General features: G+C 66.0%; 13 protein-coding genes. 6 read left to right on the top strand and 7 right to left on the bottom strand.

The features are described from left to right. Positions 1 to 83: 83 nt before the first annotated feature. Positions 84 to 383 carry a hypothetical protein gene (locus L2Y97_RS15775; protein ID WP_247428413.1) on the bottom strand — a complete coding sequence of 100 codons (300 nt, stop codon included), beginning with the start codon at positions 381 to 383 and terminating at the stop codon, positions 84 to 86. A 95-nt stretch (positions 384 to 478) separates the two neighbouring features. Between L2Y97_RS15775 and L2Y97_RS15770 the strand changes: the two genes are divergently transcribed. Then, positions 479 to 1,075, top strand: coding sequence for a class I SAM-dependent DNA methyltransferase (locus tag L2Y97_RS15770; RefSeq protein ID WP_247428409.1), 597 nt, complete (start codon positions 479 to 481; stop codon positions 1,073 to 1,075). Here the strand turns inward: L2Y97_RS15770 and L2Y97_RS15765 are convergent. Then, on the bottom strand, positions 1,072 to 1,845 hold the full coding sequence (locus L2Y97_RS15765) for a CPBP family intramembrane glutamic endopeptidase (protein ID WP_247428407.1): 774 nt from the start codon (positions 1,843 to 1,845) through the stop codon (positions 1,072 to 1,074). The genes L2Y97_RS15770 and L2Y97_RS15765 overlap by 4 nt on opposite strands. Before the next feature lie 123 nt (positions 1,846 to 1,968). Between L2Y97_RS15765 and L2Y97_RS15760 the strand changes: the two genes are divergently transcribed. Beyond that, positions 1,969 to 3,540, top strand: a complete 1,572-nt coding sequence (locus tag L2Y97_RS15760; protein WP_247428404.1) for a hemolysin family protein — start codon at positions 1,969 to 1,971, stop codon at positions 3,538 to 3,540. A 6-nt stretch (positions 3,541 to 3,546) separates the two neighbouring features. On the opposite strand, the gene L2Y97_RS15755 is transcribed toward L2Y97_RS15760, so the two are convergent. Beyond that, complete coding sequence (locus L2Y97_RS15755; protein WP_247428401.1) at positions 3,547 to 3,978, bottom strand: MAPEG family protein; 432 nt, start codon at positions 3,976 to 3,978, stop codon at positions 3,547 to 3,549. 107 nt (positions 3,979 to 4,085) lie between these two features. Here L2Y97_RS15755 and ypfJ point away from each other — a divergent pair, with 107 nt between their 5' ends. Both ypfJ and L2Y97_RS15745 read left to right on the top strand, forming a co-directional pair. After that, a complete protein-coding gene (gene ypfJ, locus L2Y97_RS15750; protein WP_247428398.1) occupies positions 4,086 to 4,964 on the top strand; it encodes a KPN_02809 family neutral zinc metallopeptidase in 879 nt (292 codons plus the stop codon). 70 nt (positions 4,965 to 5,034) lie between these two features. Continuing rightward, the gene (locus tag L2Y97_RS15745; protein ID WP_247428396.1) at positions 5,035 to 5,313 is read left to right on the top strand and encodes a YkgJ family cysteine cluster protein; all 279 of its coding nucleotides are present in this window, start codon (positions 5,035 to 5,037) and stop codon (positions 5,311 to 5,313) included. Between the two features lie 529 nt (positions 5,314 to 5,842). On the opposite strand, the gene L2Y97_RS22395 is transcribed toward L2Y97_RS15745, so the two are convergent. Together L2Y97_RS22395 and L2Y97_RS15740 are read right to left on the bottom strand one after the other, a co-directional pair. After that, positions 5,843 to 5,974: a hypothetical protein gene (locus L2Y97_RS22395; RefSeq protein WP_256452050.1), complete on the bottom strand. Its 132-nt coding sequence runs from the start codon at positions 5,972 to 5,974 to the stop codon at positions 5,843 to 5,845. Positions 5,975 to 6,538: 564 nt separating this feature from the next. Beyond that, positions 6,539 to 8,395 carry a DEAD/DEAH box helicase gene (locus L2Y97_RS15740; RefSeq protein WP_247428393.1) on the bottom strand — a complete coding sequence of 619 codons (1,857 nt, stop codon included), beginning with the start codon at positions 8,393 to 8,395 and terminating at the stop codon, positions 6,539 to 6,541. A 145-nt stretch (positions 8,396 to 8,540) separates the two neighbouring features. Here L2Y97_RS15740 and fghA point away from each other — a divergent pair, with 145 nt between their 5' ends. Further along, positions 8,541 to 9,389: an S-formylglutathione hydrolase gene (fghA, locus tag L2Y97_RS15735; RefSeq protein ID WP_283248277.1), complete on the top strand. Its 849-nt coding sequence runs from the start codon at positions 8,541 to 8,543 to the stop codon at positions 9,387 to 9,389. Next, entirely contained in the window at positions 9,386 to 9,940 is a 555-nt protein-coding gene (rimJ, locus tag L2Y97_RS15730) for a ribosomal protein S5-alanine N-acetyltransferase (RefSeq protein ID WP_247428390.1), read from the top strand. Before fghA ends, rimJ begins: the two co-directional genes overlap by 4 nt. Here rimJ and L2Y97_RS15725 read toward each other — a convergent pair. After that, positions 9,924 to 10,364: a hypothetical protein gene (locus L2Y97_RS15725; protein WP_247428388.1), complete on the bottom strand. Its 441-nt coding sequence runs from the start codon at positions 10,362 to 10,364 to the stop codon at positions 9,924 to 9,926. The genes rimJ and L2Y97_RS15725 overlap by 17 nt on opposite strands. Positions 10,365 to 10,455: 91 nt before the next feature. Further along, entirely contained in the window at positions 10,456 to 11,871 is a 1,416-nt protein-coding gene (locus L2Y97_RS15720; RefSeq protein ID WP_247428385.1) for a DEAD/DEAH box helicase, read from the bottom strand. Positions 11,872 to 11,979: the final 108 nt, after the last annotated feature.

Genomic DNA, 11,979 nt, shown 5'->3' with positions numbered 1-11,979 from the left:
AGGCGCGATAACCTTCAAACGGAATACGGTAGTAGGCGTTTACCTGGGCCGTTGGGCGCGGTTCACAGTTTGGGCGGGGTAGGTCAGATTTCGTTTTCGTCGGGGTAGACGAATTCGATGGCGGCCTCGCGGTTGCCGGCGGTCTCTTCGGCGATCTCGCGCACGCGCTCGCCCACCTTGTCATTGGGTACTTCGATTTCCACGGTATAGGTCGACGAGCTCATGTCGTCGGACGATTCAAAGGAGCTGGAATCGTCACGAAAGCCGCTGCCGAAATCGTCGATCTCTTCGACGTACTCGATGCGGTCCAGGCCGTGGATCGCGTTCACGACATCATCGAATACGTCACGGTCACCGGTAATGCGAAGCTGGATGCGGGGCATGGGTATCTCCTGTCCGATGCCACCACGATGCGGCGGCAAGCGTGTGCTGAAAGTGTACGCCCGGTAGGATGGGCGTTTTCGGCGGGATGCGCGCGATGCCCAAGACCTACGACCAGGCCTATTTTGACAAGTGGTACCGCAGTGCCGACCACGCTGTGCGGTCCACCGCGGAACTCACCCGCAAGGTGGCCATGGTGCTGGGCCAGGCCGAGTTCTATCTTGGACGTCCCGTCCGTAACGTGCTCGACATCGGCTGCGGCGAGGCCCCGTGGCGGGCCGTACTGCGGCGCCTTCGGCCCGGTATCGAGTACCGCGGCCTCGAGGCCAGCGAATACGCGGTGGCCCGCTACGGCCGCTCGCGCAACATCGGCTATGCCCGTTTTGGCCAGTTGGCGGAGCTGCGTTTCGATACGCGGTTCGACCTGATCGTGTGCACGGATGTGCTGCACTACCTTAAGCCGGCCGAGATCCGTGCCGGTCTGACCGGTATTGGCGAGATGGCAGAAGGGCTGGCCTTCCTTGAGGTCTATACCCGGGAGGATGATCCCGCCGGCGATCGCGAGGCCTTCTTCGGCCGCTCCGCCAGCTGGTACCGGGCTGAATTCGACAAGGTGGGCCTCATTCCCGTGGGCTCGCAGTGTTACGCCAGCCCGCGGCTGGCGCGGATGGTGGCCTCGCTGGAACGGCTCTAGCCGAACCAGGCCATGGTGGCCAGCGCGTTGTTGGCGGCGTGGCATACGAACGCTGGCCATATCGAGCCGCTGCGAACGCGGAGCCACGCGCAAAGAGCGCCCACAAGGGCGAGGTTAGGGACCGCGTACCACAGGCCGCCGAGGTCGGGCAGGTGCACGATGCCGAACACGGCGGCCGAGGCCGCAATGGCCCAGCCATCGCCGAACCGTGTGCGCAGTAGGGCGAGCAGGGCGCCGCGGAACAATACTTCCTCGACAAGCGGCCCGACCAGGACGGCCACGGGCAGCAGCGCGATGCGCATGACCACGTGGGCGCTGTCGGCCAGCTCGCTCACCGACTGGCTTACCGTGTGGTCGCCCGCTAGAAGCTGGGTAAGGAGCCCGCCCACGAGGGGGGCGACGATGCCCATGACGGCGCCGAACAGGACCTGCGCACCTGTCGGTGCCGTGAAGCCAAAGCCAGCGGGGCCGCCATCCCGGAGCAGGGGTGCCCAGCGTCGCTTGACCAGGGCCAGGGTGACGACGGCGGCTCCCAACAGGGTGAGGATGACCACGCTGACCAAGCGATCGCCCGGGCCCGGGACGCTGTTGGGGAAGAACTTGGCCAGGGTTTGCGAGACAAGCCCGAAGGCGCCACCGAGGACAAACTGCAGCGCGAAGTAGGCGACAAGGATGAGAATTGTCTCGACCCACCCCGGGCCCGGTCGGCGGCCAGGGCCGGCGGGCAGCGTATCGGCGTGAAGGGGCGAAAAAGCAGGATCGTTAGGCATGCGCCAACGTAGCCGAGGGCCTTCAACCGGCGCAACGATGGCTTCCGGCACAGACCTTCACATTTGCCCTGTATAGTCACCGGTCACTTATAGGAGGAAAGGTGGCGCTCCCGGCGCCGTCCCATGTTTGCATTCGACTGGTTAGCCGACCCTTCGGCCTGGGCGGGTCTTCTCACGCTGATCGTGCTGGAGATCGTCCTCGGTATCGATAACCTGGTGTTTGTCGCGATCCTCGCCGACAAGCTCCCCTCCCGCCAGCGCGACCACGCGCGCCTGCTGGGCCTTGGCCTCGCGCTGGTCATGCGCCTGTGCCTGCTGGCCGCCATGTCCTGGCTGGTCACGCTCACCCAGCCGCTGTTCCAGTGGAACGGGTTCGGGCTGTCCTGGCGCGACATCATCCTGCTGGTCGGCGGCGCCTTCCTGTTATTCAAGGCCACGCTCGAGCTGCACGAACGGCTCGAAGCCGATGACGACCACGAGGGCAAGGGCGCCCGCAAGGCCAGCTTCTGGCTGACGGTGGCGCAGATCGTCATCCTCGATGCGGTGTTCTCGCTGGATTCGGTCATCACCGCCGTCGGCATGGTCGATCACCTGTCGATCATGATGGTGGGCGTCGTGGTGGCCATGGCGTTGATGATCACCGCCAGCAAGCCGCTTACCGCGTTCGTCAACGCGCGGCCCACCGTGGTCATCCTGTGCCTGTCGTTCCTGCTGATGATCGGTTTCAGCCTGATTGCGGAAGGTTTCGGCTTCCACATTCCCAAGGGCTACCTGTACGCCGCGATCGGCTTCTCGATCATGATCGAGGTCTTCAACCAGACCATGCGCCGCAACCGGCGCCGCTCGTTGCTGCTGGGCGGGCGCATCATGCGCGACCGCACTGCCAAGGCCGTGCTGCGGCTGCTGGGCGGCACGGTCGATGACGAAGGCGACACCAAGAAGACACCCGACGTCGAGCAGGCGGAGCCCTCGGTCTTCGGCAAGGATGAGCTGGAGATGGTGCAGGGCGTGCTCGATCTGTCGCAGCGCCCCGTACGCTCGATCATGACCCCTCGCACGGAGATCGTCTGGGTCGATCCCTCGGATGAATTGCCCAGCCTGCTCACCGAAGCACGTGAATCGCCGCACCACTGGATGCTGGTGGCGAACGGCGACCTGGATGAGCTGATCGGCGTGACGTCGTCACGCGACCTGCTGGCCAGCCTGACCGAGCATGGTCGCCTGGTGACCGAGACAGCCGTGCGCAAGCCGATCACGGTCCTGGAATCGCTGAGCGTCCTGCGCCTGATCGATGAATTCCGCCGCGCCCCGCTGCAGGTGGCGCTGGTGGTCGATGAGTACGGCAGCATCCTGGGCCTGGTGACCCCGGCCGATGTACTCGAGACGATCGCTGGCGAGTTTCCCAACGAAAGCGGTGAAGGCGACCCTTCGGCGGTCAGCGAACCGGATGGCGCGTGGCTGCTCGATGCCAGCCTTGACGTGCGCCGCGTGGAGCACCTGCTGGGCCATCGCCTGCCCGGTGCGGGCGAGGGCAATTTCGCGACGCTTGCCGGTTTTGTCCTTCAGCAGCTGGGCCGCTTGCCTGGGGTAGGTGACACCTTCGAAAGCGACCGGCTGGCGTTCGAGGTCACGGCGATGGAAGGCGCCCGTATCCAGCGCGTACGCGTCGTCGAACTGCCCGCCACCGACGATTGATCGGCACTAACCCTGCTGTGCCGCGTCGTCAGCCGGCGCGGCGTTGTTCTCCATGATGGCCATGCCGATCCCGCCGGCGGCCATCAGCATCAGCACCGCCCAGGCCAGCATGGACACCATGTAGCCCGGGCCGCGGCGCGAGGCGTCACGCAGGTACGAAATGGCATACCAGAGGCGGCCGGCCAGCCAGACCATGCCGGCGATACCCGCCCACAGCGGATCCACGTACTGGGCGGCCAGCCAGAGCGCCGGGATGAACATCACGGCGTTTTCCAGGGTGTTCATCTGTACCCGCCAGGCCCGCTCGAAGGCCGGATCACCCGAAATCGCCGGTGCCTTGATGCCGTAACGGCTGCGGGCGCGGCCCACGGCCCACACCGTGAAGAACATCAGGAGCAGGGTGAGCAGGGTGACGACGGCGGGGAGCTGACTGTTCATGAAACGATCCGGGGGACGACGCAAACCCCGGAGTTTACCGGCAACCGTCCGTGCGATCATGCGGCACAGGTCTCGCGGGAGCACGCGGACGGGGAGAGGAGGGCGCCATGCTCTGGGAAAAAGGCCGTAGAAGCGACAACTTGGAAGACGCCGGCGACAGTGGCGGTGGCGGCGGGCCCTCCTTTGGCGGCGGCCGGGGGCTGGGTATCGGCGGCATCATCCTGCTCGCCATCCTTGGCCTGGTGTTCTACAAGGACCCCACGGCCCTGCTCAGCGGGGATGGCTCGGTCGCGCCACCACAGACCCAGCAAGCGCCCCAGCGGGCACAGCCGGCGGAAGCCAACGACCCGCAGGTGGATTTCGTCCGCGCGATCCTGGGCGAGACCGAGGACACCTGGGGCGAAATCTTCGCGGCGAACGGCCAGCAGTATGAGCAGCCCAAGCTGGTGCTGTTCCGCAACGGCGTGCGCACGGCCTGTGGTTCGGCCTCCTCGGAGGTGGGCCCGTTCTACTGCCCGGGCGACCATCGGGTCTACCTGGATCTCGGTTTCTTCCAGCAGATGCAGCAGCAGTTCCACGAGTCGGGCGATTTCGCGCGCGCGTACGTCATCGCGCACGAAGTGGGGCATCACGTGCAGAACCTGGTCGGGGTATTCGACAAGGTGAACGAGGCACGACGCCGCGGTGCACGCATGGAAGGTGCGAACGGATTATCGGTGCGCCAGGAGTTGCAGGCGGATTGCTTCGCAGGCGTTTGGGCGAATCATTCGCAGCAGCGCCAGCACTGGTTGCAGCAGGGAGATATTGAATCGGCGCTCAATGCGGCCACGGCGATCGGTGACGATAAACTGCAGGAGCAGGCGCAGGGCCGCGTGGTGCCGGATTCCTTTACGCACGGCACATCGCAGCAACGCGTGCATTGGTTCACGGTCGGCTTCCAGTCCGGCGATATCGGTAAGTGCAATACGTTCTCAGGCTCGATCTGATCCGCTTATGTCTCACCCTTGCATGCGCTGCGGCGCCTGCTGCGCGGCGTTCCGCGTAGCGTTTCACTGGATGGAAACCGATGCGGCCAGCGGCATGACGCCGGACGTGCTCACCGAGCAACTCGGGGCGCATCGGGTGAATATGCTGGGTACGAATACCTATGAGCCGCACTGTACGGCGCTGGTGGGCGAGGTGGGGGTGGGGACGCATTGCCGTATCTACGAGCTGCGGCCCTCGCCGTGCCGCGAATTAAAGGCCGCTTGGGAAGATGGCACCCCCAGCCCGCAGTGCGACCGGGCTCGCGCGAAGTACGGCATGCCGCCGCTTACGTCGGCGGATTTTGCGTAACTCTCGCCTTCGGTTTCGCGCTAGTGAATCGGTTCATTCGCGTTCGCGAATGCGTGTCTTAAGCGGCATCCGCCGCCTCGCTCTGGCGGGCTTGAGGCGAAGAGCCGCCGGTGCCCACCCTCGCGTCGATGCTGCGGCTACGCCGCCATGTCTTTGATTCGCGCACAAGGTGCGCTCCTACAACCGCCGCCCCGTTAGCGAGCCATGGGCCAGCCCGATGTAAGGCTGGCCTACGGCCGCTCTCTTGTGCGGAACTCGCCTCGAGGGTGGGCACCGACGGCTCTCTTCACCCATGAGGTGGCGTGGGGGCGAGCTCGCGTCTTATGCCGCCATGCCCTTGTAGGAGGTCACCCTGTGGCCGACAGCTTTTCGCGATACCGCCGCAGGGCCTGCGCGCTCGGCGAGAACATGTCGCCCACAGGGTGGGCTCCTACATGGCTATGTCGCGATTTGATAAATAGATGCGTCAGGCTCGTGTGGGGGCGTGCTTGCACGCGATCAGCCGGCGCAGCGATGACGCCGTAACCCATCACCGCGCCACGGCCACCACCGTCGCCGGCAGGTGCGACGGGCTGGCCGTGACAAACGAACCCATGGCCAACACACAGGTCAGCACGGCAGCAACGAAGAAGGACTTCAGCAGGAAGGTTTCAGCTTTCATGGCAATGCTCCGTGAGGTGGGACAGATGGGGCCAGGCCCCGTTACCCAAGACTTTGCATCCGCCGTGCCAACCCAAACCACAACCCACAAACGGCCCCACGACGCCGTTTGCGGCCATCCACGCCACACGATCACCCCTGTCCGCGGACGAAGCCGCTGTCCGCTGTACGTGTCCGAACGCACCAATCTGCCCGCAGACAACGCCGCGGCTCTCCCACCACCCAACCTCATGGGTCAAAAGAGCCGTCGGTGCCCACCCTCGAGGCGAGTTCCGCACAAGAGAGCGGCCGTAGGCCAGCCTTACATCGGGCTGGCCCATGGCTCGCTAACGGGGCGGCGGTTGTAGGAGCGCACCTTGTGCGCGAATCAAAGGCGCGGCGGCGCAGCCGCAGCATCCGACGCGAGGGTGGGCACCGACGGCTCTCGGCCTCAAGCCCACAAGCAAGAGGCGGCGCAAGCCGCTGGTCACACGCATTCGCGAAGGCGAATGAACCGATTCACCAGAGCGAAGCCGAAGGCGAGCCAGTAAACAAAAAGCCCGGCAGAAGCCGGGCTTTTCGTCGATCAGTAATCGCGCTTGCGGCGCGGCGGCTTGCCGCCACCCGGGCCGCCCGAGCGGGCACCCTGCGGGCGGAAATTACCGCGCGGGCGCTGCGGCGGTGCGCCGCTCTGCGGCTGCTCCGTGCCATCCCACTCGCTGATCTTCAGCTGCTGCTGCGCCACCCACACCTTCTTCAGGTGGTTGAACGTCTCCGCCGGCATGCCATCCGGAAGATCGATCAGGCTGTAATCGTCGCGAATGCTCACGCGGCCGATGAACTTGGCTTCCACGCCGCCCTCATTCGCAATCGCCCCCACGATATTGCCCGGCTTCACGCCGTGCTCGTGACCCACCTCAATGCGGTACGTCTTCTTACCCGACTCCGTGGCGTGCGGGCGCGGCTGGCGCATGCCCTCGCGCACCGGGCGGCGGTCATTGAAATCGCCACCATCACGCGGGCCACGGTCGCGATCGAAATCGCGCTGCGGGCGCTCACGATCGTACTCGCGCGGCGGGCGCTCGGAGTACTCGCGCTTGGCCGGCGGCTCGAGCAGCAGCGGCTGGTCGCCCTGGGCGATCTTGGCCAGCGCGGCGGCAATCTCGATCGCCGGCACGTTGTGCTCCTGCTCGTACTTCTCCACCAACTGCTGGAACAGCCCCAGGTCGCCAGCGGCCAGCGTATCGGTGATGCGCTGGTTGAACTTGTTCACGCGCGTATCGTTCACCGCCTCGATGGTCGGCAGCTGCATCTGCTCGATCGGCTGGCGCGTGGCGCGCTCGATCTGGCGGAGCAGGTTCTTCTCGCGCGGCGTCACGAACAGGATGGCCTCACCGTTACGGCCTGCACGGCCGGTGCGGCCAATGCGGTGCACGTACGATTCGGTGTCGTGCGGGATGTCGTAGTTCAGCACATGGCTGATGCGCTCCACGTCCAGGCCGCGCGCGGCCACGTCAGTGGCGATCAGGATATCGAGCTTGCCGTTCTTCAGCTGGTCGATCACGCGCTCGCGCTGGGCCTGGGCCATGTCGCCATTGATGGCGGCGGCCGCGAAACCACGTGCCTGCAGCTTGCTGGCGAGTTCTTCCGTGGCCGACTTGGTGCGGGCGAACACGATCATGGCGTCGAAGCTTTCCGCCTCGAGGATGCGGGTAAGCGCATCGAGCTTGTGCACGCCGCTGACCCACCAGTAACGCTGGCGGATGTTCGCCGCGGTGGTGGTCTTGTTCTTGATCGTGATCTCGACCGGATCCTTCAGGTACGTCTGCGCAATACGGCGGATCGGCGACGGCATGGTCGCGGAGAACAGGGCGACCTGGCGGCCTTCCGGCGTCGCCTGCAGCAGCTTCTCGACATCGTCGATGAAGCCCATGCGCAGCATTTCGTCGGCCTCATCGAGGACCACGAACTTCAGGGCGGAAAGATCCAGGGTGCCCTTGTCCAGGTGATCGATGATGCGGCCGGGGGTGCCGACGACGATCTGCGCACCACGCTTCAGGCCCTGCAGCTGCGGGCCGTAGCTCTGGCCGCCGTAGATCGGCAGGACCTGGAAGCCCGGCATGTACGTGGCGTACTTCTGGAACGCTTCGGCCACCTGGATGGCCAGCTCGCGCGTGGGGGCAAGCACCAGGGCCTGCGGCTTACCCGGCTTCACGTCGATGCGCGAAAGGACCGGCAGCGCGAACGCCGCGGTTTTGCCGGTGCCGGTCTGGGCCTGGCCGATCACGTCGCGGCCTTCGAGCAGCGGCGGGATGGTGGCGGCCTGGATCGGCGAAGGGGTCTCGTAACCCACATCGGTCAGGGCGCGGACGACGTTAGCGTCGAGCGCGAGCGCGCTGAAACCGGGCAGGGCCGGAGCGTTGTCAGTATCGGGGGATGTCATGGCAGCCTCGGGGAGGGGCGCGGCGGCGGATTCGGCGCCGGGCAGTAACGGTATTGTAGCAGCGATCAGGGGCTTACGTGGCACGCCGTGGCTGTTTGTCACGCCGGGGTTACACTCGTCGGTCAGTTTCCAGAGGGGTAAAGGCATGGCGGCGATCGAGACGGTGTCGGAGCAGCGCTGCTTCGGGGGTGTACAGGGCTTTTACACGCATGCCTCCGAGGTATGCGGCGGGCCCATGAAGTTTGCCGTTTACCTGCCGCCAGCGGCGGAAAACGGCCCCGTGCCGGTGCTCTGGTTCCTTGCCGGCCTGACCTGCACGGCGGAAACCTTCACGATCAAGGCCGGCGCCCAGCGCCTGGCCGCTGAGCTCGGCCTTGCCCTGGTCATGCCCGATACCAGCCCGCGTGATACCCAGATAGCCGGGGCCACGGGCGACTGGGAGTTCGGCGAGGGCGCCGGGTTTTACCTCGACGCGACCCAGGCGCCGTGGTCGGCGCGTTTCCGCATGTACAGCTATCTGGTGGATGAGCTTCCCCGCCTGGTTCAGGAGCGCTTCCCCGTGGATATGGGCCGGCAGGGCATCTTTGGGCATTCCATGGGCGGCCATGGCGCGTTGACCCTGGCCCTGCGCAACCCGGGCAGGTACCGCTCCCTATCCGCCTTTGCGCCGATCGTGGCGCCCGCCCAGGTGCCCTGGGGGCAGAAGGCGTTTCCGCGTTACCTCGGCGATGACAAGAAAGCGTGGCGCAGGCACGACGCCACCGCACTGATCGAGGACGGTGCCCGCTTCAGCGGCACCATCCTGATCGACCAGGGCGAGGCGGATGGTTTCCTGGTCAACCAGTTGCAGCCGCAACGTTTCGAAGCAGCCTGCGAGGACGCGAAACAGCCGCTCGATCTACGCATGCATGCCGGCTACGACCACAGCTACTACTTCATCCAGTCGTTCGTGGAAGATCACCTGCGCCATCACGCGAAAGTGCTGGCCGCATGAGCGAACCCGTCCGCATGCGCACGCCGCGCCTGCTCATCCGCCTTCTTGATATCGAGGAGGCGGAGCTGCTGCTGCGCTACCGCGTGGAAAACCGTGAACACCTGCGGCCGTGGGAACCCTTGCGCAACGCATCGCACTACACGCTGGAAGGGTGCCGGCAGACGATCGAGGCCGGCCTGGAAGCCGCGCGCTCCGATCGCGGGTTTCCCTTTGTCATGCTGACGCCGGACAGCAGCGAAATGGTCGGTAGCTTCACCTTCGCCAACGTGGTGCGCGGCGTATTCCAGGCCTGCCACCTCGGTTATGGCATCGGCCACAGGCATGAGGGCAAGGGCCTCATGTTCGAGGCGCTGGACGCGGCGGTACGCTATGCCTTTGGCCCGCTGGATTTCCACCGGGTGATGGCGAACTACATGCCGCGCAACGACCGCAGTGGCCGCCTGCTGGAACGCCTTGGCTTTGAAAAGGAAGGCTATGCCAAGCGCTACCTGAAGATCGAAGGTCTATGGGAAGACCACGTGCTCACGGCAAAGGTCAGAACGCAGGGGTAAAGGGCGATGTCCCGGCGGAGGCCGGCTTCTTGCCATCCGCGGCGAACAGGGCGGCCCATGCCGCGCGCTCTTCCCAGGCCAGCCACAGGTAGATCGCCAGCAGGAAGACATGTATCCCGAAGGCCTCGCCTTCGGTGACGAAGTGAAAGCCGAAGATGACGACGACCGGCGCGGACAGCAGCAGGAGCGCCAATGCGGTCATGCGGTGCGCGACAAGGGCGACGCCAGCGTAAGTGAAGAGCACGCCCAGCAGCGGCATGATGAATCCACTCGCGCCCAGGCCGGCGATGAATGCGCGGCCCGCCGTGGTGTGCGGTGCCGGCGGCTGCCAGAACCCGAAAATATGGTTCAGGCCGGAGAATATGAAGAACAGGCCGAACAGCGTACGCAGGATCTGCGTGGTGTAACGATGGAAACGGGTCATGCGGGGTGGTACCTACATCGGAAAGAGCCTGCCTGGCCCCGCATGATCCCGATTGCCGCATGGGCGCACCATCGCCCATGCGGCTAGGCCATCAGGCCTTGTTCGTGGCCGGCCCACGGCGCTGGCGACGGCGCTTGTGGTTACCGGTGTTCTCGCCCGTACCCGCCGCCGAATGGCCATGCGGGCGGTGCGAGGACGGGCGGCCGCCGTTGCCCGAGCGGCCCTGGCCACCTTCGCCCTGGCCGCCACCGGCGTGGCGCTGGCCACCCTGGCGCTGGCCCTGGCCTTGACCCTGGCGCTGGCCACCGCCACCACCCGCCTGGCGCTGCTGCTGCTTGGGACGCGGCGCACCGGCATCCAGGCGCAGCGGCGTGCTCGGCTCGAAGCCTTCCACGTTCACCAGTTCAAGGTCGGATTTCAGCAGGCGGCGGATATCGCGCAGCAGGCCCGATTCATCGTGGCTAACCAGCGATACGGCCTGGCCTTCGGCGCCGGCACGGCCGGTGCGGCCGATGCGGTGTACGTAATCCTCGGCCACCATCGGCAGGTCGAAGTTGATTACCACCGGCAGCTGGTCGATATCGATACCGCGCGCGGCGATATCGGTGGCCACCAGCACCGTCGTGCGGCCGCTCTTGAAATCGGACAGGGCGCGGGTACGGGCGTTCTGGCTCTTGTTGCCGTGGATGGCGGCGGCGCGCAGGCCGGCGGCCTCCAGGAAACGGACGAGCTTGTCCGCGCCGTGCTTCGTGCGGCTGAAGACGAGCGTCTGGCGGCGGCTGTCCTGCGCGAGCAGGTGCAGCAGCAGGTCACGCTTCTTCGCTGCATCCACCGGGTGCACGCGGTGCGTCACGGTGTTTGCCACGGTGTTGGCCGGGGCCGTGGAAACCTCACGCGGATCGCGCATGAACTGTTGCGCAAGCGCCTTGATTTCCGGCGCGAACGTGGCCGAGAACAACAGCGTCTGGCGCTTCTGCGGCACGGCGGAGAGGATCCGCTTCAGTGCCGGCAGGAAGCCCATGTCGAGCATGCGGTCGGCCTCATCCAGCACGAGCACTTCCACCTTCGAGAGGTCGACCGAACGCTGCATCATGTGGTCGATGAGGCGGCCCGGCGTGGCCACGACGACTTCGACGCCACGGCGCAGGGCGTGCAGCTGGTTACCCATGCCAACGCCACCGAAGATCACCGTGCTGCTGATGCGCACGTACTTGGCGTAGTCCGAGAGGTTGTCCTGGACCTGTGCCGCGAGTTCGCGGGTCGGCGTAAGGATGAGCACGCGGATGGGGCGGCGGCCTTCCCGGAAATCGGAGTTGGCGAGCTTGTGCAGGACGGGGAGCAGGAAGGCGGCGGTCTTGCCGGTGCCGGTCTGGGCGGCGGCCATCAGGTCGTGGCCTGCGAGGACCTCGGGAATGGCGGCGGCCTGGATCGGGGTCGGCTTCTCGTACCCGGCTTCACCAAGCGCGCGCAGCAACGCGGGCGCGAGGCCCAGCGATTCAAAGGACATTGGGGGTGACTCCTGTGTGCCCGGGCGTTCCCTGGAACCGCGCCGCGAGCGATGAATTCGGCGGCCGCGCGTGCCAAGGGGGGCAACGGGCTGGCCGGTGTCGCGCGC

Source organism: Luteibacter aegosomatissinici (assembly GCF_023078495.1).
Taxonomy (GTDB): domain Bacteria; phylum Pseudomonadota; class Gammaproteobacteria; order Xanthomonadales; family Rhodanobacteraceae; genus Luteibacter; species Luteibacter aegosomatissinici.
Note: the sequence above shows the minus strand (reverse complement) of the source record. Positions and strands in the feature narration are given on the sequence as shown.